Source organism: Rhizobium sp. SVR5-9E, from assembly GCF_056755095.1.
The window spans coordinates 1-14,417 of the sequence record NZ_JBNDHS010000128.1; the positions used below are offsets into that span (position 1 = coordinate 1).

The window sequence follows — 14,417 nt, forward strand, 5'->3', positions numbered from 1 at the left end:
GAGGATGGCACGGGCGATGGCGACACGTTGGCGCTCGCCGCCCGAGAGTCTGTTGCCGCGCTCTCCGACATGGGTCTCATACTGCTCCTCGCGCGTCTCGATGAAGTCGGCAGCGGCTGCTGCTTCGGCAGCGCGGCGCATGTCCTCTTCGCTGGCACCTTCGCGGCCCAGGCGGATGTTGTCGCTGATCGAACGGTTCAGCAGACCCGCATCCTGGAAGACGGTGGCGATATAACGGCGTAGCGACTTACGGGTGATCTTGGTAATATCGTGGCCATCGACCAGGATCTGGCCGCTGTCCGGATCGTAGACGCGCTGCAGGAGATTGACGAGCGTCGTCTTGCCGGCGCCGGTCGGGCCCACGATCGCAACCGTCTGGCCAGCCTTCACTGAGAAGGAGACGTTATGCAGGCCCTGCGACGAGTTGCCGAAGCCGAAGGAGACGTCCCGGAATTCGACTTCGCCCTTGACGTCCTTGATGTCGGCATTGCCCGCCGGCTCTTCGCGCTCGCGGACGGAGTCTTCGAGTACGTAAAAGTCTTCAAGCTTGGACCGCGCCTCGAAAATCTGCGTTGCGAACTGGCGCATCTGGTCGAGACGCGAGATCAGCAGGTTCGCAAAGCCGATAAAGGCGATGACGTCACCGATCCGCAGCTCGCCGGCCTGAACCATCAGCGTGCCGATCACCAGGATGATCATCATGGCAATGGTCGATGCCATGCGGTTCAGCGCGCCGGCAATTGCCCACCAGTCGAGCACCGGGTACTGAGCCTGCAGCAGACGGTCAGCAAAGCCTTTGAGCGCCCTGGTTTCAGCTTCGATGCGGTTGTAGCTGTGCAGTACCGAAACGTTGCTGATCGAGTCGCTGACATGCGAGAAGACGGTGTGGTAGTGGTTCTCGACCGAGGCCTGACCATCCTTCGTGCGGCTCATGACGATGCGGCCAATCAGCCAGTAGGCGAGGCCAAGCACGACCAGGACGCCTGATAGTCGCAGGTCCATGGACATGGCGGTCGGAACCAGAAGCGCGATTGCGACGGCGGTCGACAGGTGATTGCGCATGAATTCGAGCCAGAGGCCGAACAGCGTTTCACAGGCGCGCAGCAACGTATGCAACGCATTCGATGTGCCGCGCTGGTGATGCCAGGAGAGCGGCATGGAAATGATGCGGCCAAATGCTTCCGTCAACAGTGTAGCGCGGCGCCCGTGGGCCAGCCTATCTGCCTCACGCGCCACAAGGACGAACGCAATTGTATTGAAGACGGCAAATCCAGCCCACATGAAGAGGATCGGCTTGACCTCACCTTTGCCCGAGATGGCATCGATGATGCGACCGAACAGGATAGGCTCGGCAATCGTGATCGCAGCTAAAACAATGTTCGCAACGACCACCAGGGATACGCGGAGCTTGTAAGCGCCAAGGTAGCGCAAAGCTCTTGCATAGACCTTGAATAACGACACGGCGTACCTCTTGTGTGCGATCTGCAAAACGGGATGTTGCGATGCTATAAAAAGCCACCTGAACCGACGATTAACGGAGCGTTCAGATGATCCTTATCTGCGGGGTGCGACGAGATGACTCGATCGGCAGCTGTTCGGCCAGCTAAAAGTGCAACAATTTCCACTTGCATTTAAACCAAGCATTAGCACACCATAAAATTTAGTAGGACCCGTTGGTAATGACACCACTATTCCTGATTCGGCGAGCTGATCGCCGTCTTCAGGCCGCCCGTTGCCGGGCAGGGGGCACTTGTGAATATTCATACATTAGTTCAGTCTCTGGTCGTGTTCGATGAATGTAAGCAACCAGAGGATGTTGTTGAGGAACTGCGGCGAGCCGTCCACCTCTACGGTTTCGAATATTACGGGCTCCTTCGTCACCTGAAGCAGAGCGAGGAACCTTGGCGTCTGGTCCTTGCCGGGCATTGGCCCGAGAAATGGCCACAAACCTATATTGAGAAAAAGTACGTCCTCGTAGATCCTACGGTGCGCTACCTGGCTCGGGCGCAGAGACCATTTCGATGGAAGGAGAGCCTTGCGGCCTATCGGCGCGACCCAAATCAGCGGCGGATGGAACAGATGATGGCGGATGCGCATGCCCATGGCCTGCGCGACGGTTACATCTTTCCCATTCACGGGAGGAACGGCGTGCTCGGAAACCTAAGCGTCGGCGGCGGGCCAGTTGAATTGTCGCCGGTCGAGATGTCGCTATTCGAAACGATCGCGCGCAAAGCCTTCTGGCGGCTGCTTGAGCTCAAGGGTGAAGCGAAGGCTCTCGAGAGCGCGACATCGCTCGAGATGCCGCTGACGCGGCGCGAGATGGAAATTCTGCATTATCTTGCGGAGGGGCTGACCTCGGTTGAGATCAGCAAAGTGCTCAAGATCTCCAACCACACGGTGGATTGGTATATGAATGGACTTCAGCAGAAACTGAAGGCCAAGAACCGCCAGCAAGCGGTGGCGCTAGCCTTCCGGCACGGTCTCGTTACATAGCTCTCCGGAAGTTCTACCGGAAGGAAATTGAACTTTCCGTGACAGCACGTTAAGACTTCTCTTCGCGGGTGCAGCATTGCCCGTTTCAATGCCGTGAGGAGACTGCATTGCCCATTTCCAAGATACTGGTCGCCAATCGTTCCGAAATTGCCATCCGCGTGTTTCGCGCGGCCAATGAACTCGGGATAAAAACGGTCGCCATATGGGCGGAAGAGGACAAACTTGCGCTGCACCGCTTCAAGGCGGACGAGAGCTATCAGGTGGGCCGTGGCCCGCATCTTGCCCGGGATCTCGGGCCGATCGAAAGTTATCTTTCGATCGACGAAGTGATCCGGGTCGCAAAACTTTCCGGCGCCGATGCCATCCATCCCGGATACGGACTGCTTTCCGAGAGCCCGGAGTTCGTGGATGCCTGCAACAAGGCCGGCATCACTTTCATTGGTCCCCGGGCCGATACGATGCGCCAGCTCGGCAACAAAGTGGCGGCACGCAATCTGGCGATCTCGGTCGGCGTGCCGGTCGTTCCGGCCACAGCGCCGCTGCCGGACGACATGAAGGAAGTCGCCCGCATGGCCGAGGAAATCGGCTATCCGGTGATGTTGAAAGCCTCCTGGGGCGGCGGCGGCCGCGGTATGCGCGCGATCCGCGACCCGAAGGATCTCGCCCGCGAAGTCACCGAGGCCAAGCGCGAAGCGATGGCCGCCTTCGGCAAGGACGAGGTCTATCTCGAAAAACTCGTCGAGCGTGCCCGGCATGTTGAAAGCCAGATCCTCGGCGACACGCATGGCAATGTCGTGCATCTCTTCGAACGTGACTGCTCGATCCAGCGCCGCAACCAGAAAGTGGTCGAGCGCGCGCCGGCGCCGTATCTCGCCGAAGCGCAGCGCCAGGAACTCGCCGCCTATTCGCTGAAGATCGCCCAGGCGACGAACTATGTCGGTGCCGGTACCGTCGAATACCTGATGGATGCCGATACCGGCAAATTCTACTTCATCGAAGTCAACCCGCGCATCCAGGTCGAGCACACGGTGACCGAAGTCGTCACCGGCATCGACATCGTCAAGGCGCAGATCCACATCCTCGACGGTCACGCGATCGGTACGCCGGAATCGGGCGTTCCGAAGCAGAAGGATATCAAGCTCAACGGCCATGCGCTTCAGTGCCGGATCACCACGGAAGATCCGGAACACAATTTCATTCCGGACTACGGCCGCATCACCGCTTATCGCTCGGCCTCCGGCTTCGGTATTCGTCTTGACGGCGGCACGTCCTATTCGGGCGCCATCATCACCCGCTACTATGACCCGCTTCTGGTGAAGGTCACGGCCTGGGCGCCGAACCCGCTGGAGGCGATCGCCCGCATGGACCGTGCGCTGCGCGAATTCCGTATCCGCGGCGTCGCCACTAACCTCACCTTCCTGGAAGCGATCATCACGCATCCGAACTTCAAGGACAACAGCTATACGACGCGCTTCATCGACTCGACGCCGGAGCTTTTCCAGCAGGTCAAGCGTCAGGATCGCGCGACGAAGCTGCTCACCTATCTTGCCGACGTGACGGTCAACGGCCACCCGGAAGTCAAGGATCGCCCACGGCCCCCTGCGGACATAGCAAGACCGGTCGTGCCCTACACCAACGGCGGCGGCATTCCAGACGGCACGAAACAGTTGCTGGATAGGCTCGGTCCGAAGAAGTTCGGCGAGTGGATGCGAAACGAGAAGCGCGTGCTGGTGACCGACACGACGATGCGTGACGGACACCAGTCGCTCCTTGCCACGCGTATTCGCACCCATGACATTGCCCGCATCGCCGGCATCTATGCGCATGCGCTGCCCAACCTGTTGTCGCTGGAGTGCTGGGGCGGAGCGACCTTCGACGTCTCCATGCGCTTCCTCACCGAAGACCCGTGGGAGCGACTGGCGCTGATCCGCGAGGGCGCCCCCAATCTGCTTCTGCAGATGCTGCTGCGCGGCGCCAACGGCGTCGGCTACAAGAACTATCCCGACAATGTCGTCAAATATTTCGTCCGTCAGGCGGCCAAGGGCGGTATCGACCTTTTCCGCGTTTTCGATTGCCTGAACTGGGTCGAGAACATGCGCGTGTCGATGGATGCGGTGGCCGAGGAGAACAAGCTCTGCGAAGCGGCGATCTGCTATACCGGCGACATCCTGAATTCCGCGCGTCCGAAGTATGACCTGAAATACTATGCCGATCTCGCCGTTCAGCTCGAGAAAGCCGGCGCTCACATCATCGCGCTGAAGGACATGGCCGGCCTGCTGAAGCCGGCGGCAGCCAAGGTTCTCTTCAAGGCGCTGCGGGAAGCAACCAGCCTGCCGATCCACTTCCATACCCATGATACGTCCGGGATTGCTGCGGCAACCGTGCTTGCGGCGGTCGATGCCGGCGTCGACGCTGTCGATGCCGCCATGGATGCGCTGTCCGGCAACACCTCGCAGCCGTGCCTGGGCTCGATCGTCGAAGCGCTGCGCGGTTCCGAGCGCGATCCGGGGCTCGATCCGGAATGGATCCGCCGGATATCCTTCTACTGGGAAGCGGTGCGTCATCAGTACGCGGCCTTCGAGAGCGATCTCAAGGGACCGGCGTCCGAAGTCTACCTGCATGAAATGCCGGGTGGCCAGTTCACCAACCTCAAGGAGCAGGCCCGCTCGCTCGGCCTCGAGACCCGCTGGCACCGCGTCGCGCAGGCCTATGCCGACGCCAACCAGATGTTCGGCGATATCGTCAAGGTGACGCCGTCGTCCAAGGTGGTCGGCGACATGGCGCTGATGATGGTCTCGCAGGACCTCACCGTTGCCGATGTCGTCAATCCGGAAAAGGAAGTGTCGTTCCCCGAATCGGTCGTTTCGATGCTGAAGGGCGATCTCGGCCAGCCACCGGGCGGATGGCCGGAAGCCCTGCAGAAGAAGGCGCTGAAAGGCGAAACGCCCTATACGGTGCGCCCCGGCTCGCTGCTCGAAGACGCCGATCTCGATGCCGAGCGCAAGGCGATCGAAACCAAGCTGGAGCGTCAAATCAGCGATTTCGAGTTCGCATCCTACCTGATGTATCCGAAGGTCTTCACCGATTTCGCCTCGGCTTCCGAGACCTATGGCCCGGTTTCGGTTTTGCCGACGCCTGCCTATTTCTACGGCCTTGCGGATGGCGAGGAACTCTTTGCCGATATCGAAAAGGGCAAGACGCTGGTCATCGTCAACCAGGCGATGGGTGGCACCGACGACCAGGGCATGGTCACGGTCTTCTTCGAGCTCAACGGCCAGCCACGCCGCATCAAGGTTCCGGACCGCGCGCACGGTGCGTCGGGTGCCGCCGCCCGCCGCAAGGCGGAGACGGGCAATGCGGCCCATGTCGGTGCCCCGATGCCGGGCGTCATTTCCCGCGTCTTCGTCTCGCCGGGCCAGGCCGTCAGCGCGGGCGATGTGCTGGTCTCCATCGAAGCCATGAAGATGGAAACGGCGATCCACGCCGAGAAGGACGGCACGATTGCCGAAGTGCTGGTGAGGGCGGGCGATCAGATCGACGCAAAGGATTTGCTTGTTGCCTATGCGGGCTGACCGGCAGCTGAAGGGTTGAGGGCGGCTTTTGGAGCCGCCCTTTTTTGTTTTGTGAATAGAGAAAGGGTTGAAATGAGTAAGATCAAGATTGCAGTCATCGTTGGAAGCACACGCATTGGCCGCTTCGCCGATCATCCGGCGAAGTGGATTGCCGACATTGCCCGGAAGCGGCCGGAATTTGAGGTCGAGGTGCTCGATCTTCTCGACTATCCCATGCCCTTCTTCGGTGAAGCGCGTGCCTCGGAAGCCGAAAGCGAGACGGCGGAACGCTGGAAGAAAAAGCTGCGCGAATTCGACGGCTTCATCTTCACTGTCGCCGAATACAATCATGGGCCGACCGCCGTTTTGAAGAATGCCATCGATCTGGGCGATTTTATCCAGAAGCCGGTCGGCTTCGTCGGCTACGGCGGTGTCGGCGGCGCTCGCGCCGTAGAGCAGCTTCGTTTGGTATTCGTGGAAATGAGCGCCGCTTCGGTAAAGACGGGCGTGCACATTTCCTTCCCGGAATATCTGAGCGTCGTCAAGGAAGGCAAGAGCCTCGGCGACTACGCGCACCTGAACGAAGCCGCCAAGAACATGCTTGACCAGCTGAGCTGGTGGGGCAATGCGCTGAAGGCGGCACGCGCCGTCGTCACCGCAGCCGCCTGATGGGCTTACGGTGAAGCCGGGATTGTTTCGGACGATCCCGGCTTTTCTCAGATATCGTAGGTATGGGCGGCGTTGATCGTCGAAATGAAGCGTTTGGTGCGCTCGCGTTCGGGCGCGGTGAAGATGGTCTTTGCCGCGCCGGTCTCGACGACGCTTCCCGCTTCCAGGAACACGACGTTGTTGGCGATCTTTGAGGCGAGCCGCAGATCATGCGTCGCCATGGCCATGGTCGTGCCTTCGCGGGCAAGCTGAGCCAATACTTCCACCACTTCCGCCGACAGCTCCGGATCGAGGGCCGAGGTCGGCTCGTCGCAGAGCAGGACGCGCGGTGAGGGCGCCAGCGCGCGGGCAATCGCGACGCGCTGTTGCTGGCCGCCGGAAAGTGTCGCGGGCCAAGCATCTGCCTTATGCGCCATGCCGACCTTGGTCAGCAATTCCATGGCGCGGGCATGTGCCCTGTCCTTCGGCCATTTGAGGACGGTTACGAGACCCTCCATGACATTTTCGATCGCGGTTTGATGCGGAAAGAGCTGGAAATTCTGGAAGACCATGCCCGTCTGGCGGCGGATCTTCTGGATCGCTGGCCAGGCGACGCGCTTTCCGGGCGCGAAGGAGAGCGTCTCCTCACCGAGGCGGATGGCGCCTGCGGTCGGAATCTCCAAGAGATTGATGCAGCGGAGCAGAGTGCTCTTGCCGCCGCCGGATGGGCCGACGAGGGCTGTGACGCTACCTTCCGGGATGCGGATGCTGATGTCCTTCAGGATGATGGCATCACCGAAGCGCTTTTCGATGTGAGAAAGCTCGATCATGCATTTGCCTCCAGCATGCCGCCGTAGCGCGCAAAGCGGCGCTCGAGCCGCACCTGCAGCGCAGATAGAACGGAGCTCAAAGCAAGGTATATCAAAGCAGCCTCGATGTAGAGGATAAGCGGTTCGTAAGTGGTCGCAACGATGCGCTGTGCCGCCTGGAAAAGCTCAGGCACGGTGATCGCGGCCGCCAGCGACGTGTCCTTGACCAGCGAGATGAAGGTATTCGAAAGTGGAGGCACGGCGACGCGGCCGGCCTGCGGCAGGATCGTGCGGCTCATGGCCTGCCGCCAGTTCATGCCGATCGAATAAGCGGCTTCCCATTGACCCTTGGGCACGGAGGAGATGACGGCACGGATGATCTCGGAGCTGTAGGCGCCAATATTCAGCGTGAAGCCGATGAGGGCTGCCGGGAAGGCATCGAGAAGGATGCCAATGCTCGGCAGGCCGTAGAAGATGACGAAAAGCTGTACGAGCAGCGGCGTGCCGCGGATGATCCAGACATAGAAGCGGGCAACGGCCGCAACCGGCGCCGGAGCGAATAGCCGCGCGACGGCGGTGATCAAGCCAAGGATCAGCCCGAACAAAAAGGAAAGCAGCGTCAGTGGGATCGTGAACTTGATGCCGCCCCAAAGAAGCGTAGGCAGCGATTCCACCATCAATTGAAGCCAGTGCGGCACGGGGTATTCCCTCTCGCGGGTTGATGCGTTGACGTGGAATACCCTTCCCCAGCCCCTCCCCACAAGGGGGAGGGGCTTAGAGGATGCGTCGTACGGGCATAAAACAGCTAATCACCCCCATTGGCGCGGTCCTTGATTACGGAACGGCCAATAAAAAGCCCCTCCCCTTGTGGGGAGGGGTTGGGGAGGGGGCCTTTTGTATAGGCCTGACTTACTTCGAAACGTCCTGACCGAAATACTTGTCAGCAATCTTCTTGTAGGTGCCGTCGGCCTTGATTTCCACCAGCGCCTTGTTGATTGCGTCCAGCAGCTCCGGCTCGCCCTTGCGGATGATGATGCCGGAATAATCGGCGTTCTCCTGCTGGGCGGCGATCTTCACGTTTGCGTCCGGCTTGTGCTTCTTGAAGTCCAGGAAGGAGAGGCTGTCATTGATCGTCGCATCGGCACGGCCGGTCAGCACCAGCTGGATCGACTGGTCGAAGCCGTCAGTGCCGACGAGTTCGGCGCCGGACTGCTCGGCAAGCTTGCCGAAATTGCTCGTCAGAGACTGGGCAGACTTCTTGCCCTTCAGGTCCGCGAAGCTCTTGATGCTGTCGTCGTCGGCGCGGGCGATGAGCACGGCCTTGGACGCGATGTAAGGCTCGGAGAAGTCGTACTTCTGCTTGCGGGCATCGGTGATGCCGACCTGATTGATAACGGTGTCGTAGCGCTCGGAGTCGAGGCCAGCGATCAAGCCGTCCCACTTGCCTTCGACGAATTCAGGCTTGACGCCGAGCTTGGCGGCAATTGCTTCGCCGATCTCGACGTCGAAGCCGACCAGCTTGTTGCTTCCGTCATGATAGGTGAAAGGCGCATAGGTGCCTTCCGTGCCAATCTTCAGGACCCCTGCGGACTTGATGGCGTTGAGATTGTCGCCGGCTTGAGCCGAAGCAAAGGCAGCTGCAGAGAGGAGGGCTGCGGCGGCGATGGTCTTGAGCAGTTTCATTTTTTGCGTGTCCATTCTGGAGGAATTCAATGATGGATAGATTGCAGAAAATAGCGCAGCACGAAGCGTAGAAAACTGCAAAGAAATTGGGCAAGTGCGAATATTTTTCTCATTTATTTCGGTTTTTGGCGCGGCTTGTTTCAGGTTGTCAGAAATCGTGTGACGGATGCCTGTTGTCTGCACGATCATATACGTTTATGCACGATTATACGGTTGAATTTGTATCCGGCGGGCTAATCGAGCATGAACACGCATGAAATGCTCCTCAAGGAGCGGCAGAGCATCATATCGGGAAAGCTTCAAGCGAAAGGCCGCGTGCTCGCAGCGGAACTTGCCCTGGAATTCGGGGTTTCGGAAGACACGATCCGCCGGGATCTGCGTGAGATGGCAGCCGCAGGCCTTTGCGAGCGGGTCTATGGCGGCGCGCTGCCGATTTCGCCTGCAGGCGGGAGCCTGACGCAACGCATAGGCATCGCGCTCGATCGCAAGGAAATGCTGGCTGAGGCCGCCGTCTCGCAGATAGCCCCAGGCTCGACAGTATTCTTTGACGCCGGAAGCACGAATCTTGCGATCGCCAATGCATTACCCGCCGACCTGGCGCTGACGGCTGCAACGAACGCTCCGGCAATTGCCGCCGCCTTGATCGACAAGCCCGGCGTCGATGTCATTCTGATTGGCGGTATGGTCGATCGGCAGGTGGGCGGTGCCCTCGGCGCCAAGGCAATGCGGGATATGGAGCAGTTCTCGCCCGACCTTTGCATTCTCGGTGCCTGCGGCGTCGACCTGGAGGCGGGTGTCACGACCTTCGGCTTTGAGGACGCCGAGTTCAAGCGGTTTGCGACGTCGAAGAGCAGGAAGGTTCTGGTTGCTGCGACTTCGGAAAAATTCGGAACAGCGGCTCCACACAGCATTCTGCCGATCGTGCAGTGCGAATGCCTTGTGGTGGAGCACGATGCCGACGAGGCGCTGCTTGCGGCCTTTCGCGAGCGGGGCTGCCGGACAGTGAAAGCGCAGAAGGCGCGTTGATTTACGTTTGCGAGCCGGCTTAACGCCGGTTGCGGAAGGAAGACGGTACTACGATGGATAATCCTCCAAATGTTGTTAACGGCGTAAGGCGCGGCTTCCTGCCGAAAAGCAGGGTTGCTGTTTCGCTGCTGTTCCTGATGAACGGGTTTGTCGTCGGTAGCTGGGCACCGAAGATTCCGGACTTCGCCGAACGGCTGCAACTGACGAAGTTTCAGCTTGGCTTGATGATACTGGTGTTCGGCCTCGGGTCCCTGACGATGATGCCGATTGCCGGCGCACAGATCGCCAAGCATGGATCGCGCGTGATTTCACGGGCAACTGCAATTTGCGTGCTGCCGATCCTTCTCGCGCTGACGGTGGCGTCGAATGTCGTCACCGCGGCAATTGCGCTTTTCCTGTTCGGCGGCTTCATCGGTGCGATGGATGTCGCCATGAACGCCAATGCGGTTGCCGTTGAAAAATCGATGCGCCGGGCGATCATGTCGTCTTGCCATGCCTTTTGGAGCCTCGGAGGCCTGATCGGCTCAGGCCTTGGCGGCTTCGTCATCGCCAAATTCGGCGTCCTCGGCCACGCCGGACTTGCGACTTTGCTCGCGCTGATTTTCCTGGCTGGCGCCTGGGCGATCATCCTTTCCGATCCACCGCATCCGGACGAGAAGAAAGAGAAGACGCGGCTGCCGATCGACCCTCTGCCCTGGCTGCTGGGATTGATGGCTCTCTTTTCGATGGTTCCGGAAGGTGCGGTGCTGGACTGGGGTGCGCTTTACCTCCGTCAGGAGCTGAGTGCTTCCGTGGCTCTTTCCGGCTTCGGTTTTGCCGCCTTTTCATTGACGATGGCCATCATGCGTTTCGCCGGCGATCTGGTGCGAGACCGGCTCGGCGCGGTCAAGACGCTGCGCGTCTGCACCCTCTTTGCCATTGTCGGTATGCTCGCCGCCGCTTTCGCGCCGAGCGCCGAGATCGCGATCATGGGTTTTGCATTCTGCGGGATCGGCATTTCGAACATGGTGCCGATCGCCTTTTCTGCGGCGGGCAATGTTCCCGGCCTGAAAGCAGGAATCGGTCTCTCGGTCGTCACGACGATGGGCTATTCCGGCATGCTGGTCGCACCGTCTGTAATCGGTTTCGTGGCCGAACATGTCGGTTTCGGAGTGGTCTTCATGGCGTTGCCGGTGTTGCTGGTCGTCGTGCTGATCTTCTCAAGGCTTGCACGCTACGCAGACGGCATTTCCGGCAGTGGCCACTAGCACCGCCAAGCAAAAGTGATGCGTTGGGCGTTGACAAGAAAGCGGGTATGATCCACCTGAAAGCACGAATTTGAAGGGTTCAAGAGCTCTATCCATGTCCTCAGCCAGCGATTTTGATCCGAAACCGCGCCGGGCTTCCGTCGCTGTCGACGTCGGTGGCGTCATCGTCGGCGGCGGTGCGCCGGTCGTCGTGCAGTCGATGACGAATACCGATACGGCGGATGTCGATTCCACGGTTGCGCAGGTGGCAGCCCTCTTCAAGGCCGGGTCCGAACTCGTGCGCATCACCGTCGATCGCGATGAAAGCGCTGCTGCCGTTCCGAAGATTCGCGAGCGGCTGTTGCGCCTCGGCCTGGATGTGCCGCTTGTCGGCGATTTCCACTATATCGGCCACAAGCTGCTTGCCGATCACCCGGCCTGCGCCGAAGCGCTTGCGAAATACCGGATCAATCCCGGCAATGTCGGCTTCAAGGACAAGAAGGACAAGCAGTTCGCCGAAATTATCGAGATGGCGATCCGCTACGACAAGCCGGTGCGCATCGGCGTCAATTGGGGTTCGCTCGACCAAGACCTCCTGACGGCGCTGATGGATCAGAACGCCGAGGCAGGCTCGCCGCTTTCGGCCCGTCAGGTCACCCGCGAGGCAATCGTGCAATCGGCGCTGATCTCGGCCAATCTTGCAGAAGAGATCGGCCTGCCGCGCAACCGCATCATCCTGTCGGCCAAGGTCAGCCAGGTTCAGGATCTGATCGCCGTCTATTCGATGCTGTCGGAGCGCTCCGATCACGCTCTTCATCTCGGGCTCACCGAAGCGGGCATGGGTACCAAGGGCATCGTCGCCTCGTCGGCAGCAATGGGCTACGTGCTCCAGCACGGCATCGGCGATACGATCCGCGTGTCGCTGACCCCGGAGCCGAATGGCGACCGCACGCGCGAAGTGCAGGTGGCGCAGGAACTGCTGCAAGTCATGGGTTTCCGGCAGTTCGTGCCGGTTGTTGCCGCCTGCCCGGGTTGCGGCCGTACCACTTCGACGGTTTTCCAGGAGCTGGCGCAGAACATCCAGAACGACATCCGCAAGAACATGCCGGTCTGGCGCGAGAAATATCCGGGCGTCGAAGCGCTGAACGTCGCGGTCATGGGCTGCATCGTCAACGGCCCGGGAGAAAGCAAGCATGCCGATATCGGCATTTCACTGCCCGGCACCGGCGAAACGCCGGCCGCACCGGTTTTCATCGACGGCAAGAAGGCGCTGACGCTGCGCGGCCCGAAGATTGCTTCGGACTTCGAGGCGCTGGTCGTCGACTACATAGAAAAGCGTTTCGGCCAGAAGACCGCTGCTGAATAAGCCAATTAGATCCGACTGGTGAGTAGCTTCAATCCTGCAAAGCAGTAGAAGGCAGACATCGCGCCTTCGATCCAGCGGCGTAGCCCGCGATAGACCTTCAGCGCATGCGGCGTCGAAAACAGCGCCGCATATCCCATGAAGATCGTAAAGCCGGTAATCATGCAGACGGCGATGATGAGCACGGCAACCGAAGCCGGAGCGCCTTGCGGCATGCCGAGCGCGATGATCGCAAGCCAGGCGAAGATTGCCTTGGGATTGGTGACGTGGATGCCGTAACCACGCAACAACAGGGCTTTGGTCGAGAGCTTCCTTTCTTCCGCCGCCCGTGGAATATCCTCGCCGGCGCGCATCGCCTTAAAGGCCTTGTAGGCGAGGTAAAGCAGATAGAGCCCGCCGAAGACCTTCAGGATTTCCAGAGCGATGGCATAGGTCTGCAGAATGGTCGCAAGCCCGAGGGCGGCAGCGCAGGCCCAGGTGAAGGAGCCGCCGAAAATCCCAAGCGCGATCGTCATGCCCGCTTTGCGGCCCTGCGTCATCGAGGTGGACACGATCGCCATGATCGCCGGGCCGGGGCTGATGACGGCGATGATATAAGCGATGTAGGCAGGGAGAATTTGCGGCAGATAGGACAGGGTTTCGCGCATCTTGCGTCTCTTGTTCGGCCGGGTGGCTGTGTGCTCCGTTTTCTAGGCCGAGCTCCCGGCGACAGACAAGAGACCGCGTCTCGCATGTCGGTGAAAATATTGTCCCGGTGACGCTTTTTCAGCTCTTGCGTCCGGCAATGAAGCGGGCTGCTTCGGCCAGGATGGCGCTGCGCTCGGCGTAAGGAGACAGCAGTGCTTCGGCCTCGCGCACATGCTCAGCAAGCCTGGCTTCGGCCCAATCGATGCCATGGAGGCCAACCAGCGTGCCCTTGCCACGTCTGGCATCCTTGCCCGTCGCCTTGCCCATTGTGGCGGCATCCGAGGTGAGATCGAGAAGATCGTCTGCGAGCTGGAAGGCGAGCCCGATCTTCTCGCCGAAGGCGCGCAGACGCTTGCGGTCATCGCTCGGCGCGCCCGCGACGATCGCACCTGCCTCACAGGCAAAGCGGATCAAGGCTCCGGTCTTCATCGCCTGCAATGTAACGATACCCGGCTCGCCGGGCGCGTTCTTCTCCGCGGCGAGATCCAGTGCCTGGCCGCCGGCCATCCCACCCAAACCCGCGGCGCGCGCGAGCACAAGGGTCAGAGCCACCTTGCTCTGATCGGGAAGTTTCGTTTCGTCAGCGGCGATGATGTCGAAGGCATAGGTCAAAAGACTGTCGCCTGCGAGGATTGCGGTGGCTTCATCGAAGGCGATGTGAACCGTCGGTTTGCCGCGGCGCAGGTCGTCGTCGTCCATGGCGGGCAGATCGTCATGGACGAGGGAGTAGCAGTGAACGCATTCGAGCGCCGCACCCACTCTCAAGGCTGCTCGCTTGTCTCCGCCGAGGAGAAGTGCGCTCTCCACGACGAGGAACGGACGCAGCCGTTTGCCGCCGTTCAGCACCGCATAATGCATCGCCGCCCTCAGATTTTCGGGGCGGGCGATTTCGTCGCCGAGCATGCGTTCGGAAAGCAGCCTGTCCAGCACC

General features: G+C 60.3%; 12 protein-coding genes. 6 read left to right on the plus strand and 6 right to left on the minus strand.

Translation table 11 applies throughout. The annotated features are described in order from the left end of the window. A partial coding sequence (locus ACPYOJ_RS31355; RefSeq protein ID WP_481419728.1) for a glucan ABC transporter ATP-binding protein/ permease occupies window positions 1-1,461 on the minus strand: 1,461 nt, incomplete at its 3' end. 291 nt (window positions 1,462-1,752) lie between these two features. Here ACPYOJ_RS31355 and ACPYOJ_RS31360 point away from each other — a divergent pair. From ACPYOJ_RS31360 to ACPYOJ_RS31370, 3 genes are all read left to right on the plus strand, one after another. After that, window positions 1,753-2,493: an autoinducer binding domain-containing protein gene (locus ACPYOJ_RS31360; protein ID WP_481419729.1), complete on the plus strand. Its 741-nt coding sequence runs from the start codon at window positions 1,753-1,755 to the stop codon at window positions 2,491-2,493. A gap of 107 nt (window positions 2,494-2,600) precedes the next feature. Continuing rightward, window positions 2,601-6,065, plus strand: a complete 3,465-nt coding sequence (gene pyc, locus ACPYOJ_RS31365) for a pyruvate carboxylase (protein WP_481419730.1) — start codon at window positions 2,601-2,603, stop codon at window positions 6,063-6,065. A gap of 72 nt (window positions 6,066-6,137) precedes the next feature. Continuing rightward, on the plus strand, window positions 6,138-6,713 hold the full coding sequence (locus tag ACPYOJ_RS31370; protein ID WP_481419731.1) for an NADPH-dependent FMN reductase: 576 nt from the start codon (window positions 6,138-6,140) through the stop codon (window positions 6,711-6,713). 47 nt (window positions 6,714-6,760) lie between these two features. Here ACPYOJ_RS31370 and ACPYOJ_RS31375 read toward each other — a convergent pair whose 3' ends face one another. The 3 genes from ACPYOJ_RS31375 to ACPYOJ_RS31385 form a co-directional block, all read right to left on the minus strand. After that, the gene (locus ACPYOJ_RS31375) at window positions 6,761-7,522 is read right to left on the minus strand and encodes an amino acid ABC transporter ATP-binding protein (RefSeq protein WP_481419732.1); all 762 of its coding nucleotides are present in this window, start codon (window positions 7,520-7,522) and stop codon (window positions 6,761-6,763) included. Then, window positions 7,519-8,199: an amino acid ABC transporter permease gene (locus ACPYOJ_RS31380; protein WP_481419733.1), complete on the minus strand. Its 681-nt coding sequence runs from the start codon at window positions 8,197-8,199 to the stop codon at window positions 7,519-7,521. Before ACPYOJ_RS31380 ends, ACPYOJ_RS31375 begins: the two co-directional genes overlap by 4 nt. A gap of 211 nt (window positions 8,200-8,410) precedes the next feature. After that, entirely contained in the window at window positions 8,411-9,184 is a 774-nt protein-coding gene (locus ACPYOJ_RS31385; protein WP_481419734.1) for an amino acid ABC transporter substrate-binding protein, read from the minus strand. Window positions 9,185-9,427: 243 nt separating this feature from the next. Between ACPYOJ_RS31385 and ACPYOJ_RS31390 the strand changes: the two genes are divergently transcribed. From ACPYOJ_RS31390 to ispG, 3 genes are all read left to right on the plus strand, one after another. Then, entirely contained in the window at window positions 9,428-10,210 is a 783-nt protein-coding gene (locus tag ACPYOJ_RS31390; protein WP_481419735.1) for a DeoR/GlpR family DNA-binding transcription regulator, read from the plus strand. A 53-nt stretch (window positions 10,211-10,263) separates the two neighbouring features. Beyond that, on the plus strand, window positions 10,264-11,457 hold the full coding sequence (locus ACPYOJ_RS31395) for an MFS transporter (protein WP_481419736.1): 1,194 nt from the start codon (window positions 10,264-10,266) through the stop codon (window positions 11,455-11,457). 94 nt (window positions 11,458-11,551) lie between these two features. Next, window positions 11,552-12,802 (plus strand): flavodoxin-dependent (E)-4-hydroxy-3-methylbut-2-enyl-diphosphate synthase, encoded by a 1,251-nt coding sequence (ispG, locus tag ACPYOJ_RS31400; RefSeq protein WP_481419737.1) that lies wholly within the window; start codon window positions 11,552-11,554, stop codon window positions 12,800-12,802. 5 nt (window positions 12,803-12,807) lie between these two features. Here ispG and ACPYOJ_RS31405 read toward each other — a convergent pair whose 3' ends face one another. Both ACPYOJ_RS31405 and ACPYOJ_RS31410 read right to left on the minus strand, forming a co-directional pair. Then, window positions 12,808-13,446, minus strand: a complete 639-nt coding sequence (locus ACPYOJ_RS31405) for a LysE family translocator (RefSeq protein WP_481419738.1) — start codon at window positions 13,444-13,446, stop codon at window positions 12,808-12,810. 118 nt (window positions 13,447-13,564) lie between these two features. Further along, the coding region (locus ACPYOJ_RS31410; RefSeq protein WP_481419739.1) for a polyprenyl synthetase family protein at window positions 13,565-14,417 on the minus strand (853 nt) is incomplete at its 5' end.

Excerpts from the sequence above, each read along its gene's own strand:
- ACPYOJ_RS31370 (WP_481419731.1), top strand. The coding sequence starts at position 6,138 with ATGAGTAAGATCAAGATTGCAGTCATCGTTGGAAGCACACGCATTGGC.
- ACPYOJ_RS31375 (WP_481419732.1), bottom strand. The coding sequence starts at position 7,522 with ATGATCGAGCTTTCTCACATCGAAAAGCGCTTCGGTGATGCCATCATC.
- ACPYOJ_RS31385 (WP_481419734.1), bottom strand. The coding sequence starts at position 9,184 with ATGAAACTGCTCAAGACCATCGCCGCCGCAGCCCTCCTCTCTGCAGCT.
- ACPYOJ_RS31390 (WP_481419735.1), top strand. The coding sequence starts at position 9,428 with ATGAACACGCATGAAATGCTCCTCAAGGAGCGGCAGAGCATCATATCG.
- ACPYOJ_RS31395 (WP_481419736.1), top strand. The coding sequence starts at position 10,264 with ATGGATAATCCTCCAAATGTTGTTAACGGCGTAAGGCGCGGCTTCCTG.
- ispG (WP_481419737.1), top strand. The coding sequence starts at position 11,552 with ATGTCCTCAGCCAGCGATTTTGATCCGAAACCGCGCCGGGCTTCCGTC.
- ACPYOJ_RS31405 (WP_481419738.1), bottom strand. The coding sequence starts at position 13,446 with ATGCGCGAAACCCTGTCCTATCTGCCGCAAATTCTCCCTGCCTACATC.